The organism is Streptomyces sp. NPDC001568, assembly GCF_042893755.1.
GTDB lineage: Bacteria > Actinomycetota > Actinomycetes > Streptomycetales > Streptomycetaceae > Streptomyces.
In genome coordinates this window covers 1-14785 of record NZ_JBIAVF010000043.1, presented here as the reverse complement: position 1 = coordinate 14785, position 14785 = coordinate 1, and the positions used below count along the sequence as shown (strand labels likewise).

General features: G+C 71.7%; 14 protein-coding genes and 1 pseudogene. 9 read left to right on the top strand and 6 right to left on the bottom strand.

The window, feature by feature from the left end:
- The 7 genes and pseudogenes from ACFY0I_RS39720 to ACFY0I_RS39690 form a co-directional block, all read left to right on the top strand.
- Positions 1 to 106, top strand: a pseudogene (locus ACFY0I_RS39720) (cyclase); the annotation flags it as partial.
- 2 nt (positions 107 to 108) lie between these two features.
- The gene (locus ACFY0I_RS39715) at positions 109 to 2457 is read left to right on the top strand and encodes an SDR family oxidoreductase (RefSeq protein ID WP_388904693.1); all 2349 of its coding nucleotides are present in this window, start codon (positions 109 to 111) and stop codon (positions 2455 to 2457) included.
- A 169-nt stretch (positions 2458 to 2626) separates the two neighbouring features.
- Positions 2627 to 4168, top strand: a complete 1542-nt coding sequence (locus ACFY0I_RS39710) for an MFS transporter (protein ID WP_388904691.1) — start codon at positions 2627 to 2629, stop codon at positions 4166 to 4168.
- Complete coding sequence (locus ACFY0I_RS39705; RefSeq protein ID WP_388904690.1) at positions 4165 to 4542, top strand: acyl carrier protein; 378 nt, start codon at positions 4165 to 4167, stop codon at positions 4540 to 4542. The genes ACFY0I_RS39710 and ACFY0I_RS39705 overlap by 4 nt, the downstream gene beginning before the upstream one ends.
- Positions 4539 to 5366 (top strand): 4'-phosphopantetheinyl transferase family protein, encoded by an 828-nt coding sequence (locus tag ACFY0I_RS39700; protein WP_388904689.1) that lies wholly within the window; start codon positions 4539 to 4541, stop codon positions 5364 to 5366. Before ACFY0I_RS39705 ends, ACFY0I_RS39700 begins: the two co-directional genes overlap by 4 nt.
- A gap of 22 nt (positions 5367 to 5388) precedes the next feature.
- On the top strand, positions 5389 to 6339 hold the full coding sequence (locus ACFY0I_RS39695) for an ACP S-malonyltransferase (protein WP_388904688.1): 951 nt from the start codon (positions 5389 to 5391) through the stop codon (positions 6337 to 6339).
- 622 nt (positions 6340 to 6961) lie between these two features.
- The gene (locus tag ACFY0I_RS39690; protein WP_388904687.1) at positions 6962 to 7774 is read left to right on the top strand and encodes a BTAD domain-containing putative transcriptional regulator; all 813 of its coding nucleotides are present in this window, start codon (positions 6962 to 6964) and stop codon (positions 7772 to 7774) included.
- 255 nt (positions 7775 to 8029) lie between these two features.
- Here ACFY0I_RS39690 and ACFY0I_RS39685 read toward each other — a convergent pair whose 3' ends face one another.
- Genes ACFY0I_RS39685 through ACFY0I_RS39670 form a run of 4 tightly spaced genes read right to left on the bottom strand, consistent with a single transcriptional unit; the run spans position 8030 to position 11710 of the window.
- Positions 8030 to 8974, bottom strand: a complete 945-nt coding sequence (locus tag ACFY0I_RS39685) for a 3-hydroxyacyl-CoA dehydrogenase NAD-binding domain-containing protein (protein ID WP_388904685.1) — start codon at positions 8972 to 8974, stop codon at positions 8030 to 8032.
- A complete protein-coding gene (locus tag ACFY0I_RS39680) occupies positions 8971 to 10038 on the bottom strand; it encodes an LLM class flavin-dependent oxidoreductase (protein WP_388904683.1) in 1068 nt (355 codons plus the stop codon). The genes ACFY0I_RS39685 and ACFY0I_RS39680 overlap by 4 nt, the downstream gene beginning before the upstream one ends.
- 18 nt (positions 10039 to 10056) lie before the next feature.
- On the bottom strand, positions 10057 to 10527 hold the full coding sequence (locus tag ACFY0I_RS39675; RefSeq protein ID WP_388904682.1) for a nuclear transport factor 2 family protein: 471 nt from the start codon (positions 10525 to 10527) through the stop codon (positions 10057 to 10059).
- A 52-nt stretch (positions 10528 to 10579) separates the two neighbouring features.
- Positions 10580 to 11710: a hydrolase gene (locus tag ACFY0I_RS39670; protein WP_388904681.1), complete on the bottom strand. Its 1131-nt coding sequence runs from the start codon at positions 11708 to 11710 to the stop codon at positions 10580 to 10582.
- A 224-nt stretch (positions 11711 to 11934) separates the two neighbouring features.
- Here ACFY0I_RS39670 and rfbA point away from each other — a divergent pair, with 224 nt between their 5' ends.
- Positions 11935 to 12885 (top strand): glucose-1-phosphate thymidylyltransferase RfbA, encoded by a 951-nt coding sequence (gene rfbA, locus ACFY0I_RS39665; protein ID WP_388904679.1) that lies wholly within the window; start codon positions 11935 to 11937, stop codon positions 12883 to 12885.
- A gap of 158 nt (positions 12886 to 13043) precedes the next feature.
- Here rfbA and ACFY0I_RS39660 read toward each other — a convergent pair whose 3' ends face one another.
- Both ACFY0I_RS39660 and ACFY0I_RS39655 read right to left on the bottom strand, forming a co-directional pair.
- On the bottom strand, positions 13044 to 13634 hold the full coding sequence (locus ACFY0I_RS39660; RefSeq protein WP_388904678.1) for an NADPH-dependent FMN reductase: 591 nt from the start codon (positions 13632 to 13634) through the stop codon (positions 13044 to 13046).
- A gap of 149 nt (positions 13635 to 13783) precedes the next feature.
- The gene (locus tag ACFY0I_RS39655; protein ID WP_388904676.1) at positions 13784 to 14227 is read right to left on the bottom strand and encodes a nuclear transport factor 2 family protein; all 444 of its coding nucleotides are present in this window, start codon (positions 14225 to 14227) and stop codon (positions 13784 to 13786) included.
- Between the two features lie 295 nt (positions 14228 to 14522).
- Here ACFY0I_RS39655 and ACFY0I_RS39650 point away from each other — a divergent pair.
- Positions 14523 to 14785 (top strand): beta-ketoacyl synthase N-terminal-like domain-containing protein (locus ACFY0I_RS39650; RefSeq protein ID WP_388904675.1); only part of this gene is annotated, 263 nt, incomplete at its 3' end.

Below are 14785 nucleotides of genomic sequence, written 5' to 3'. Positions count from 1 at the left end.
GCAGGCGACCGTCGAGGACGCCAAGCAGTACGTCCACACGGCGCTGAGCACCAACAGCCGAGCCACCCTCGGCCACGCCAAGAACCACGCCGAGAACAAGGGCTGACCATGGCTGGGGACTACACCGAAACCCAGGTGATCGTGGTCGGCGCGGGCCCTGTCGGGTTGCTGCTCGCCGGGGAACTGCGCCTGTCGGGCGCGGACGTGGTGGTCCTCGAAAAGCTCACCGCGCCGACCACCGAGTCGCGGGCGTCCACGCTGCACGCCCGCACCATGGAGATCCTCGACAGCCGGGGACTGCTGGAGCGACTGGGCGACATCCCGCAGGAGACCGTCGGGCACTTCGGGGGCATCGGCCTCGACCTCGGGCTCCCCGGCCCCTACCCGGGCCAGTGGAAGCTCCCGCAGACCCGGCTGGAGGAGGCCCTCGAACAGTGGGCCGTGGAGCTGGGCGCGGACGTCCGGCGCGGCCACGAAGTCACCGCCCTGACCGGGACCGGGGACGCGGCCGTCGCCGAAGTGCGCGGCCCGGACGGGACGACCCGGTCCTTCCGGGCCGCGTACCTGGTCGGCTGCGACGGCGAGAACAGCGCCGTGCGCCGGCTGGGCGGCTTCGACTTTCCCGGGACCGACGCCGGCCGCTCACTGCTGCGCGCCGACGTCGAGGGCATCGACATCCCCGGCCGCCGCTTCGAGCGGCTGGAGGGCGGACTCGCCATCGCGGCCCGCCGACCCGACGGGGTGACCCGGGTCATGGTCCACGAGTTCGGGGCCGGACCCGCCGACGCCGCACCCACCTTCGAGGAGATCGCCGACGCCTGGAAGCGCATCACGGGCGAGGACATCGGCGGCGGCACCCCGCTGTGGGTGAACTCCTTCGACGACGCCTCACGGCAGGCCGCCGACTACCGCAAGGGCCGGCTCTTCCTCGCCGGGGACGCGGCGCACCAGCAGCTGCCGATCGGCGGCCAGTCCCTCAACCTCGGCCTCCAGGACGCCTTCAACCTGGGATGGAAGTTGGCCGCGACCCTGGCGGGCCGCGGCGGCGAGGCGCTGCTCGACAGCTACCACCGGGAACGGCATCCGGTCGGTCAGGCGGTGCAGAGCAACGTCCGGACCCAGGCGCTGCTCCTGCTCGCGGGCCACGAGGTCGACGCGCTCCGGGACGTCCTCGCGGAACTGACCGATCACGAGGACGTACGCACCCACCTGGCCGGCGCGGTGTCCGGCCTGGACGTCCGCTACGAGGTCGGGACGGGCTCCGGACCGCTCCTCGGCCTGCGGGCACCACTGCGGGACGCCGTCGGCGACGAGACGGGCGACAAGGGCGGGACCACCACCTTCGAACTGCTGCGCTCGGGACGCGGACTGCTGCTCCTCGCGCCGGGTGACGACGCCCGTCGGGAGGACCTGCGTACGGTCGCCGCACCCTGGTCGGACCGGGTCCGTACCGCGACGGCCGTCGTCGAGGACGGCGTCGCCACCACCGGCGCGCTGCTGGTCCGGCCGGACGGCCACGTCGTCTGGGCGGACGGCGCCGACCGTGACGACCCCGCCGGGGACGGCGCTCTCACCGGGGCCCTGGAGCGGTGGTTCGGATCCGCGCGACCCCGCGACGCCGTACGGCCGGCAGCGGCACGGGCCCTGCGGGTGGTGCCGTCCACGGCAGCGGCCGAGGAGAACCGGAGGAGCGGCATGGACAGACTCACCGGCCGGACCGCGCTCGTCACCGGCTCCAGTCGCGGCATGGGACGGGCGACCGCCCGCCGCCTCGCCCAGGAGGGCGCCCTGGTCGCCGTCCACTGCAACAGTGACGAGGCCGCCGCCCGGGAGGTCGTCGCCGAGGTGGAACGCGACGGCGGTCGCGCGTTCGCGATCCGCGGCGAACTCGGCGTCGACGGCGACGTGACGGACCTGTTCGGCGCCCTGGAACAGGGGCTGCTGGACCGGACGGGCAGTACGGACCTGCACATCCTCGTCAACAACGCGGGCGTGATGGGTGGTGTCGGCGCCGCCGACGTCACCCCCGAGCAGTTCGACCGGATCTACGCGGTCAACGCGAGGGCTCCGTTCTTCCTCATCCAGCGGGCCCTGCGCAACATGCCCGACGGGGGCCGGATCATCAACATCTCCTCGGGCCTGACCCGGTTCGCGAACCCGGACGAGATCGCGTACGCGATGAGCAAGGGCGCTCTGGAGCAGCTCGCACTGCACTTCGCGAAGGTGCTGGGGCCGCGCCGCATCACCATCAACTCGGTGGCGCCCGGTATCACCCGCAACGGCAACCCCGTCTTCGACATCCCCGGGGCCGTCGAGCAGATGGCGGCGCTGTCCGCGTTCAACCGCGTCGGCGAGCCGGAGGACGTCGCCGACGTGGTCGTCTTCCTCGCGACCGACGAGGCCCGCTGGATCACCGGCTCCTTCGTCGACGCCACCGGTGGCACCTTGCTCGGCTGACCGCCGCCACCGCGTGACACCCGAACCCGCCGGCGCACACCCGCGCCGCGCCGGCGACGGGGAGGCCGGCCGGGGAACCCTCCCCGGCCGGCCTCTCCATCCCCCTCCTGATTCCCCTTCTTCTTCCCGCACCCGCGGAACCCTGGTGAAAGAGAGCGTGCCGCCCCCGATGACTTCTTCGGCCGGCGCCGCGAAGACCGGCGCAGCGAGAACCGGCGCCGCGAAGACCGGCGCCGCGAGAACCGGGGTCCGTTGGGCCCTGGTGTTCGTGCTCGCCGCGAACATGCTGGTCGACGCCCTGGAGGTGTCGGCAACGCTGGTGGCGCTGCCGTCCGTCGGCCGCGACCTCGCCCTGTCCGTCACCCCGCTCCACTGGCTCGTCAGCGGGTTCGCCGCCGGCTTCGGCGGGTTCCTGCTGCACGGCCGCCGACTGGTCGAGCGCCTCGGCCGGCGCAAGGTCTACCTCGCCGCCCTGCTCGTCTTCGCCGCCGCGTCGCTGGCCGGAGCGCTGACGGACAGCGCGGCGCTGCTCGTCGCCACCCGCGTGGTGAAGGGCTGTTGCGTCGCGCTGACCGCCCCCACCGGGCTCGCCATCATCATGACCACCGTCCCCGAGGGCGCCGCCCGGCGCCGGGCGGTGTCCCTCTACTCCTTCCTCGGCGCGACCGGCTTCTGCGCCGGCCTGCTGCTCTCGGGACTGCTCACCGGGGTCGGCTGGCGCTGGGCCCTCGCGTTCCCCGCCCCCGTGGCGCTGCTGCTGCTGATCGCCGGTCTGTGGCTGATCCCCCGCGACGAGCCCGCCCCGAGGGCCGCTTCGGGGCGGGGACGGCACGCGGCGGTGGCGGCGCTCGCGCTGACCGTCGCGCTGCTGCTGGCGGCGGACGCCGCCGCGGCGGCCTTCGACCCCGGCCGGACAGCGGCGCGGGTGGCCGTCCCGCTGGCCGGCGTCCTGCTCCTCGGGACCCTGCTCGTGCGGGCCGAGCGGCTCGCCGCCCACCCCGTCGTTCCCCGAGAGCTGCTGCGGTACGGGCCGCTGGTGCGCTCCGCGGCCGGGGCCGCCGCGCTGAACGGCTCGTACGTGGCCTTCCTCCTCGTGGCCGCCCTGGACCTCGACCGCACCGGCCGGAGCCCTTGGGAGACGGCCCTCGTCTTCCTGCCGGCCGGAGCCCCGCTCGCGCTGACCGCGCTCTGCTCGGCCCGGATCGCGGCCCTGCTGGGGCCGGCGCGGGCGGTTGCCGCGGGCGCCGCCGCGGCCCCGTTGGGCTACGTGCTCTACCCGCGTGACGGGGCGGACGGCGCCGGGTACTTCGACCTGCTGCCCGCCATGGGCTGCGTCGGCCTGGCCTTCGTCCTCGCCTTCACCGCCCTGCACCTCCGGGCGACGGGCGGGATCCCGCCACAGCGGCAGGCGGCGGCCGGAGGGTTCTACCAGGCCTGCGTCCAGCTGGGTGCGGTCCTGACGCCGGCCGCGGCGGCGGCTCTCCACGGCTCCGGCCGCGCCGCTGCGCTCTGGCTGGTCACGGCAGTGGGCCTGGCCGGCGCGTGCGTCGCCCTCGGCGGCCTCGGGCCTCCTGCCCGGCGGCGCCGAGCCACCGGGGACGACGACCACGACCACCGAATTCACGACTCGCACGGGGCGGACTCCGCGGCCCCGCGCTTCGCCACGGGCGGACGGGGACACCCGTCCGCCCCGGACAGGGAAGCATCATGACAACACTTCAGATGTCGAACACCTATGAAACGGACACCGGCGTGGTCCGGATGACCCCGCCGGACATCGCCGTACTGGCCGTCGTCGGGCTGGGCGAGCGCACCAGCATCCTGGAGCGGTACGTACGTGAGGAACTCGGTCGGATCCTCGGGATCGAGCCGCACCTCGTCGACACGACGGGCCGCCCCATGGGCTGCCTGGGGATCGGCTCGATCTCCGGCATAGAACTCCAGTACCGGATGGAGTCCACGCTGGGCGTCGACGTGAACCTCCAGCGGCTCCTGCTCGCCAACAGCGCGCAGGAACTCATCGACTGCCTCGCGGGGCAGTTCGGGCCGGAGGCCCACCTGCACGGTGCGCCGGTGCCGGCATGACGGCCGCCACCCTCCTCCCGCTCGCGCGTCCCGAGGTCAACCACCTGGACCTGCCGGACCCCGACTTCACCCTGTCCGGCGACCGGGTCGACCTGTGGCTGGTCCGGCGCCCCACCGGCGCCGAAGCCGAAGCACTGGCGATCGGCGAGCTCGACGACGACGAACGCAGGAAGGCCGACGCCTTCATCCGCAAGGCGGACGGACTGCTCTACGCGGCCGCCCACGTGGCGGTGCGCCGGCTGCTCGGCCGCTACACCGAGGCCCGGCCGCAGGACGTGAGGTTCATGCGGGAGCCCTGCCCGGGCTGCGGTGAACCCCACGGCCGGCCGGCCATGTCGCCCCCGCCACCGCCGTTGCACTATTCGCTTTCGCACAGCGGGACGGTCGCCCTCGTGGGGGTCGGCACGGTGCCCCTCGGCGTCGACGTGGAGAAGCTCCCCGGAGCGGAAACCGTCGACATCTGCTCCAGGGCGCTCCAGGCGGACGAGCAGCGGGAGATCGCCGAGACCCCGGCAGGGGAGGAGCGCCGTCAGCTCTTCGGGCAGATCTGGACGCGCAAGGAGGCCTTCCTCAAGGGGCTCGGGACGGGGCTGAGCCGTTCGCCGTCCCTGGACTACCTCGGTGCCGACCACGGCCGTCACCCCGACGGCTGGACCATGGCCGGCATCCCCGTCGACTCCCTGCACGCGGCCTCCGTCGCCGTGGCGGGCGCCGACCTCAAGACGGTCGACGTCCGGTGGGTGCCCGATGCCTGGCTGGCGTCCGAGGGCTCCGTGCACGGGGCGTCCGACTCATGGGCGGCCCGCGCCGCCACCACCGGCTGACCACGGATAAGGACGTGACCGGATGATCCGTACCGCCTTCGTCTTTCCGGGGCAGGGCTCCGAATGCGTGGGGATGGGCAGGGAGTTGCTCGCTTTGCGCCCGGGTCTGGCCGATTCGCACTTCCGGGTGGCGGATGACCTTTTGGGGTTTCCGTTGGCGCGGTTGTGTCTGGAGGGTTCGGCTCGGGATCTGGAGGATCCGGCGGTGGCGCAGCCGGCGGTGTTCCTGACGAGTTTGGCCGCTCTGGAGGTGTTGCGGGGTGAGGGGGTGGTGCCGGACGCGGTGGCCGGTCACAGCCTGGGGGAGTACGCGGCTTTGGTCGCGGCGGGTGTGTTGGAGTGGACGGAGGCGTTGTGGTTGGTCCGGTTGCGTGGCGAGTTGGTGGCCACGGTGGGGGATCGGGTGGGTAGTGCCACGGTGGCGGTGATCGGTTTGCGTCGTACGGATGTGACGCGGATGTGTGCCGAGGCGCGGGCGGCCGTGGGTGGGGTCGTGGAGGTGGCGGGGGAGAACGAGCCGCGGCAGACGGTGGTGTCGGGGCAGGCCGAGGCGGTTGGTCACGTCACGGCTGCGGCTCGGGTGGCGGGGGCGCGTACGCGGGTGTTGCGGACGGGTGGGCCGTTCCACTCCAGCCTGCTGCGCGAGGCCGAGGCCGAGTTCACCCAGACACTGCTCGCGACGGAGTTCCGGGTCCCGCGGGTCCCGTTGGTCTCCGGTGTGACGGGGGGCTGGGTGACGACCGCCGAACAAGCGGTCGTCACGCTGGGCGGGCAGCTGACCAGTCCGGTCCGGTGGACCGGGGCCGTCGAGTCGCTCGCGGCCTCGGGTGCGGACCGGTTCGTGGAAGTGGGACCGGGCCAGGTCCTGGGCGCCCTGGTCCGCAAGATCCTGCCGGACGCCCGCGTCCACGCGACGAACACGACCGCCGGTATGGCCGCGGCCGTGGACGCGCTCACCGACAGCACCGTCTGAACCATCGGCCCGGACGGTCCATCACCGTATTCACATTTCCTCCGCCGCCCCGGAATGAAATGTCGATGCTCCGTACATTCTGATGGGAATGTGTCGCCCGATCGATAATGCGTCCTGCCCGTGGCGTTGGTCATGTGGTTGCTCCCCCGCCCTGCCGGCGGTGATTCGGCCCGCGTCGATTCATTTCCCCGAGTCGTAAGATCGACGCACCGGGTTCCCGTCAGGAAATCCGAGGCGCGCCCCGGTCCGTGCCGGTTCGGGCCGGTCCGCCGCACCGCATGACCGTACCCGCGCAGGCCGGCGAAGTACTCGACCGCCTCGTCCCATCCGTCAAACGATTCATCGTGGACCACTCGTGACACGGTGGTCTTCCCTCACGGCCGTCCTGTCGGAGAAATCCGGCGGGGCGGCCGTCTTTTTCCGTTTCTGACGTAGGGAAGAGAAAACTGCGGAGTGGTCGCAGCGTTCTGACGTAAATTGACGGCAGCATGACATGTGGCTGGTTGACGTGCCTACTGGCCGTACAACAGACTCTTGTTAATGCAGGCGGACGCCTCTGCATTCCACAGCCCGGCGACGACCGTTCGGAAATGCAGCTGTCTTGCTGACGAGGAGTTATTTCATGCGTTTCAATCTCATGGGCCCATTCGAGATCGTCACCGATGACGGCAATACATACCGGCCCGGGACCCCGAAGGTCTGTCAGACGCTCGCCCTGCTGCTCACCCGTCCCAACGAAATCGTCACGGCCGACGCGCTCATCCAGGAGCTGTGGGGCGAGAAGCCTCCGCGCAGCGCGGTCACGACGCTACAGACGTACGTCTACCACGCACGCCGCATGTTCGCGAACGAGAACCTGCTGCCGCCCGGCCGCACCTTGATCGTCACCAGCCCTCCCGGCTACGCCATCCAGGTCGACGCCTCCGAGATAGACATCTGCGTGTTCGAGCAGCTCGTCGCCCGAGCCCGCGACGAACTGGGCGACGGCGACGCGTCCGCGGCGCTCCACACGATCGGCCGCGCGCTCGACCTGTGGCGGGGTCCGGCCCTGTCGAACTTCCCCGCCGGAGACGTCCTCACCGGCCACATCGTGCACCTCGAGGAGCTGCGCATCCGGGCCTTCGAGATCCGCATCGCGGCCGAGGACCAACTCGGCAGGCACCGCGAATCCATCCCCGAGCTGCGCCGCCTCATCAACGACTACCCGCTCAACGAGTGGTTCCACGGCCAGCTCATCGCGGCGCTCGGTACGGCGGGCCGACGTGCGGAAGCCCTCCAGGCCTACCAGAACGTACGACGCCTGCTGGCCGACGAACTCGGACTGGAACCCTCGCTGGAGCTCAAGCAACTGCAGATCGGGCTCCTGAACCCGGCACGCCGGCCGAGCCCCGTCCCGTCCGCCCGGGAACAGGTAGCGGTGCGGTCGACCGTCTGAGGACGGTCCGCGCGACGGGCGAGCGCCTGGTCGGCGCGGCCCGACGCGCGGGGGACAGCACATGGAAGAGGGAGTGTGGGGGGGGGGGGCCCCCCCCCCCCCCCCCCCCCGGGCCGGGGCGGGGGCCCCCGCGCGCGCGGGGGGGCGCCCCGGGGGGCGCCCCCCCCCGCGGGGGGGGCCCCCCCCCCCGCGGGGGGGGGGGGGGGGGGCCCCCCCCCCCCCACCACACTCCCTTTCCCGTTGGCGTCGCCCCGCTCAGGCCGGGTCGGACACCTCGGCGAGCGAGCGCAGGATCGCCGTCTGCTTCGCATCGCGTTCGCGCACGTGCTCCTCGTACGTCTTCGCGCCGTACGCCGCCTCGGCCTGCTCGATCAGCGACCGGATCGTCTCGTCGTCCATCGGCGGACGACCGAGCCCTTCCCACCCGCGCTCCAGGTTGGAGCCGAGCGTGCCCAGCCACTTGCGCAGGCCGCCCTGGCCGCCGCCCAGGTGGAAGGCGAGGAACGGACCGACGGTCGCCCAACGCAGGCCGATGGAGTGCGTGACCACGCGGTCGAGCTCCTCCAGGGTGACGACGCCCTCGCGCACCAGGTGCACCGACTCGCGCAGCAGCGCGGACTGGAGCCGGTTCGCGGCGAAGGCCAGGATCGGCTTGTGCAGCACCACCGGGGTGCGGCTGACCGACTCGAAGAACTCGACGGCCTCCCGTACGGCCTCGGGCGACGTGCGCTCGCCGGCGACGACCTCCACGAGCGGAACCACGTGCGGCGGATTGAACGGGTGGCCCACGACCAGCCTGCTGGAGTCGGCCATCCTGGCGCCCATGTCATCGGGGTTCAGGGTGGAGGTGGACGACAGCAGCAGCGCGTCGGCCGGAGCCGCCTTGCCGATCCGCTCGTACAGCTCCTGCTTCAGCTCCAGGTTCTCCGGAGCGTTCTCGACGATGACATCGGCGTCCGCGACGGCCCGCTCCAGGTCGGGCTCGAAGGTCAGCCGTTCCGCGAAGGTCGACGGGTCCGCACTGCCCTCGGGCAGGTACGGCGCGAACAGCTCCAGGCCCTCCGCGACGATCCGCGGCGCGTCCTCGCGCCGGCTGTTGACCCGCACGTTCAGGCCGTGGCCCAGGAACAGGGCGATCCAGCCCAGTCCGATGGTGCCCGCGCCGATCACCGTGACGGTGCGCTGCGTCCTGTCGCTCACGCGCCCGCCCCCAGCTTCGGGATGACCTGCTCGGCCATCAACCGCATCGTGGTGGCCGCGTCCTCGAAGGACAGGTGACCCGAGTGCACCCCGAGGCTGATGGTGATGTCGTCACCGAACCACTCGGAGATCTGCTCCAGCTGGCCCCGGACCTGATCGGGAGCCCCGATGAGCAACTTGCGCTGCTCCATCTTCTGGTCGAAGTGCGACGTCCGGGTGGCGTCGAAGAGCTTCTCGTAGCCCGGGTAGGCCTCGGAGCGGGTGGTGCCCCACGACGCGACGGCGTCCCGGATCGCCGCCGAGTTGCGGTCGTCGTCGAGCCTGCCCTTGACGCGGGCCTCCTCGCCGTCCTCGGTGACGACGCACGGGTAGCTGAAGTGGATCTGCTCGGTGCCCGGCGTGTGGCCCGCGGCCGCCCACTCGGACCGGTAGACCTCCAGCCGGTTCTGGAGCTCCTCGGTCGACATCACGTTCGGCACCGTCTGGAGGTTGTGCCCGGCCCGGCCGGCCTCCGCACAGGACTCGGCACTGCGCGCCGTGGTCACGAACACCGGCGGGTGCGGTTCCTGGAGCGGCCTCGGAAGCAGCGTGACCGGACCGAACTGGTGGAACTGCCCGTCGAAGACGACGTCTTCCTCGCTCCACAGCCGCTTGATGGCGTCGATGCCTTCGACGAAACGGTCCTTCGACTCGTCGATGGAGATGCCGAAGGCCTTGAACTCGTCCGGCAGGAAGGCCCGGCCGAACGCGGCGTCCACCCGCCCGTTGGAGATGTTGTCCAACATGGCCAGCTTGCCCGCCAGCTTCACCGGGTGCTGGAACGCGGGGATGGTCGCGCTGGTCCCCAGCCGCACCCGCCGGGTGCGGCCGGCGGCCGCGGCGAGGAAGGTCACCGGGTCGGGGCTGTAGCCGCCGTACGCGAAGAAGTAGTGCTCGACCATCTTGACGTGGTCGAAGCCCAGCTCCTCGGCGAGGTCGACGAGCCGCAGCGCCTCGTCGAAGTACTGCTGGGCGGGCTTGTCGGAAGGACCGACGGTGGGGAAGAAAACGATCCCGAATTTCATGAAAGCTCCTCAGCCTCGTCAGTCGCGGCCGGAGCCGTCGTGGTGGAGGTCGCGGTCGGCCACCTTCCAGGTGCCGTCGACCCGGACCAGGTGGTCGTGGCAGACCACGCTGGCGAAGATGTCCAACGCGCCACCGCGCGGAACGCGCATGGCCAGCGCGTAGCTGCGCGTGTGCAGCGAACCGTCGGTCTGGGGGCGCACGTCGATCATGCCCAGCCAGTGGCGGAAGTCGATCTTGTCGTCGTCGAGCCGCTGCTTGCGCGCCCGTGAGGAGTCCCGAATGGCCACCCGGCCCCGCAGCGGCTCGTTCAGCCGGCTCGCCTCCCGGAAGACGGCGTCCTCGGTGAACGTCTCGGCCCAGTCGTCGGGGCGGCCGTCGTCGAGGAGACCCATCTGGCGGGCGTAGAACTGCTGCACCTGCGAGTAGAGCTCGGCGGGGACGAAGGGGTCCGCCTCGGTACGGGGCGTGCTTGGCGTGGAGTCGCTCATGCGAGCTGCCTTTCCTGAGTGCGCCGGCATGCCGGCTTCGGTACGACGGTGTTCACGGAGTGCCGAGTCCGCCGAGGGGGTCCAGCAGCCGCGCTCCGTACGCGCCGCCGGCCGGATCGAAACGGAGCGCCACATGGCTCGCGAGACTGTGGATGTCGCGCCACACCCGCTGCAGCGGGTGTCCCTCCAGCTGGGCCGAGCTGCCCCCGTCACGCAGCAGCCGCTCGACCACGTCGACCAACTGCTGCACCGCGTACGAGCAGTCAGCCGGCGTGCGCACCAGTTCGAGCGCAGTCGCGGTGGGGGCGTCCGCCACCCGCGCGGCACGCTCCAGCAGCAGCCGGGCGGCGTCCACGGCGATGGCCGCGCGGGCGAGCGACGTAGCGGCCCCGAGACCCTCGTCGGACGGGCCCGAGGGGGACGCTTCCGCCCGTACGCGCAGTGCGGCCCGAGCCGCGCCGAGCGCGGGGGCGCCGAAGAGGAGCCCACTGATCAGGCGGAGGGGAACGGTGTGACAGCGGGCGTCGGAGCCGACGGCGCGCCCCTCGATCATGTCCTGCCGGGCGAAGCCGCGGTGGGCGGGAACGAAGACGTTGTCGGCGAGCAGGGTGTTGCTGCCGGTGCCCCGCATGCCGATCGAGGTCCAGGTGTCGGCGATCTGGTAGTCCCCGCGGGGCAGCGCGAAGAACCACGGAACCCGCTGATCGCCCTGCGGCACCAGCGCGCAGACCAGCGCCCAGTCGGAGAACCCGACCGCGCTGGTGAACGCCCACTCGCCGGTCACCCGCCAACCACCGGTGACCTCGGTGGCACTGCCCCTCGGCATCAGGGCGCCGACCACGGTGGTGTCCGCGCCCGCACCCCAGAGCTCCTCCTGGCCTGCCTCGGGAAGGAAGGCACCCATCCGGCCCGCACCGGCGATCACCGACGCGGACCAGGCGGCGGAGGTGCAGCCCCGGGCGACCGTGGACACGGCGTCCAGCAGGTCCGAGGCGTGCCCGGCGTCACCGCCCCAACGGGTGGGAACGAAGTGCCGCGCGAACCCGGCGTCGACGATCTCCTCGGTCACGGTGCGCGACAGCGCCCGGTCCTTGTCGGCCCGATCGGCGTACTGGGCCGACAGGGCGGCCAACTTCTCCGCCCTGTCGCGCAGGTCCGAGCCTGGCGTCGGCAAGCTTGGCATCAGAACCACTTTCCTCGCTCGTTCGTGGCGGTGCCGCAATGCGGGTGGCAACACGACCACCCTGGGGCTGCCTCGTCCAGAGCCGCTGGAACACCGCTGGACGGCGGGCGCGGGGGACCCCGGCCCGGACGCAGCTCGATTCACGCTCGATCGGGCACCCGCAGGCTGGAACGGCCATGGGCTTGTGACGGCCATGGGCCGACGACTACACGAGGTGACGATCCGTGAAGGGAATCATTCTGGCCGGAGGCAGCGGCACCCGGCTGTACCCCATCACCCTGGGGGTCTCCAAGCAGTTGCTGCCGGTCTACGACAAGCCGATGATTTACTACCCGCTGTCGGTGCTCATGCTGGCCGGCATCCGGGAGGTCCTGATCATCTCGTCGCCGCGGGACCTGCCGCAGTTCCGTGCGGTCCTCGGCGACGGAAGCGAGCTCGGTCTCACCCTGACCTACGCCGAGCAGGACCAGCCGCGCGGGCTCGCCGAGGCCTTCACCATCGGTGCCGACCACATCGGCGACGACTCCGTCGCCCTGGTTCTCGGCGACAACATCTTCCACGGGCCCGGCTTCTCCCAGCTGCTCCAGAAGCACATGCCGCACACCGAGGGCGCGCTGCTCTTCGGCTATCCCGTCCGGGACCCGGAACGGTACGGAGTGGGCGAGGCGGACGAGAACGGCCGACTGGTCTCCCTCGAGGAGAAGCCGCTCAAGCCCCGTTCGAACCGGGCGATCACCGGCCTGTACTTCTACGACAACGACGTGGTGTCCATCGCCCGCGGCCTGCGGCCATCGCCCCGCGGCGAGCTCGAGATCACCGACGTCAACCTGGAGTACCTGGCCCGGGGCAAGGCCGAACTCGTCGACCTGGGACGCGGGTTCACCTGGCTCGACACCGGCACGCACGACTCCCTGCTCGACGCGAGCCAGTACATCCAGACGCTGGAGCAGCGCCAGGGCCTGCGCATCGCCTGCCTGGAGGAAGTCGCCCTGTGCATGGGCTTCATCGATGCGGCGCAGTGCCACCGCCTCGGCTCGCGCCTCGGCAAGTCCGGCTACGGGCGCTACGTCATGGAGGTCGCGGAGGCACTGCGTGACGCCGGTCCGCGGGAACGCGCCGGGTCCTTCGCCGGTGCCCGGCTCGAGGGGTGGGGGGCTCTGCCGGCCGCCGTCTGAGGGGGTGTCCCCGTCCGTCCGGGCACACCGCCGGGCGTACGGAGGCACCGGGGAACGGAGAACGGGGCGCCGCGGACGATTCACGTCCGCGGCGCCCCGGCCGTACTGCGAGTGGCTCGCCCTTCAGGAATCCCGGGCGGCCACGTGACCCGTGTGCGTCAGGCGCTGTAGGGGCGTGCCGTGCGTCCCTCGCGGAGGGTGACGCCCCACCAGGCGAGCTGGTCGAGGAGGACGGTGACGGCCTTCGAGCTGCCGCCGTCGTCGTCGAGCAGCCGGCCCTCGTCGTCGAAGCGCTCCCAGGGGTTGTGGAAGCTGACGGTGTCGCGCACGGTGACGGCGTGCAGCTCGGCGAAGACCTGGCGCAGCTGCTCGACGGACCGCAGGCCGCCGGCGACGCCGCCGTAGGAGACGAAGCCGACCGGCTTGGCACGCCATTCGTTGTACACGTAGTCGATGGCCAGCTTCAGCGAGGCCGGGTAACCGTGGTTGTACTCGGGCGTGATGACGACGTACGCGTCGAGCCCGTCGATCCGCGCGGCCAGGTTGGGAGCCTCGCCGGGGGTGCCCAGCGGGTCCAGGTTGAGCTTCAGCTCCTCGACGAGCGCGGGCTCCGACAGGTCGATGACGTGGATCTCCAGGTCATCGCGCCGGGCGGCCTCGGCGACGAACCACTTGGAGACCTTGTCGGCGAAGCGCCCCGTACGGACGCTGCCGATGATGACGCCGACCTTGAGCGGTGTTGCGGACATGACGGTACCTCTTTCACATGGGTACGGGTGCTGGGTGCGAAGCCGGGGCCGCGGAGCCGAGCGAGCTGACGACCCCTCCCCTGAGGGGCCTCACGGGAGAACGTAGGACCTCAAGCCCTGTTGAGGTCAAGCGGTGGCGTGACGGAACGTCAAGCGGCCCCGTCGCGCCGCAGGGTCCGGTGGCTCACCAGCCAACGGCCGTCCTGCTGCACGAGGTGGTCACGGCACACGACGCTGGCCGTCAGTTGCAGCGCCTCGTCGCGCACGGTGCGCGCGGTGAGCGCGTACGCGCGCGTGCGCAGGCTGCCGTCGGACTGGGGACGGACGTCGAGCATGCCGATCCAGTGGCGGAAGTCGGCCTTCTCGTCGACCAGCCTCTGCGCGTGGGCCCGCGCCGATTCCGCGAGAGCGGCCCGACCGGGCGTCGAGCCCAGGAACACCGCGTCCTCGGTGAACGTCGCGGCCCACTCCTCGGCGTGACCGTGGTCCATGAGGCCCATCTGATCGGCGTAGAACTGCTGGATCCGCGTGTACAGCTCGGCGGAGACGTAGTCTCCGGCGGTGGCCGACGGGCTGGTGGCTTCGCTGGTCATCCGGGCCTTTCCGAGGGAGGGTGCCGCGTCACGGGAGCCGGTCGGCGGCCAAACGGCGTGGGGCATTCCACGTTGCCGCAGACGGGTGGTGCGCGACTCGAGAAGGACTCGACACCGGCCGGGGCGGAGCTGGCCGGCGCCGGCCCGACCGGCCCTTTCCGGCCGGGTCACCAGCACGACTCGACTTGATGTCGAGTGGGGTTTCTCAGGCTCGGTGGTCTGGAGGTTGCGGGGGCACGCGTGGTGAGCGTTGTCGCGTCCGCACAGCGGAAGGACTACCTGTGAGGGACATCCAATGAGCCGACGCGTTGTGATCACCGGTATCGGCGTGGTCGCGCCCGGTGGGGTGGGGACCAAGGAGTACTGGTCGCTGCTGACCTCGGGCAGGACCGCGACCCGCGCGATCACTCTCTTCGACGCTTCACCGTTCCGTTCCCGGATCGCCGCGGAAGCCGACTTCGATCCCTTGGAACACGGCTTCACCACCGAGGAGGCCCTGCGCCTGGACCGGGCCGCGCAATTCGCGATCGTCAGCGCGGGCGAGGCCCTGCGCGACAG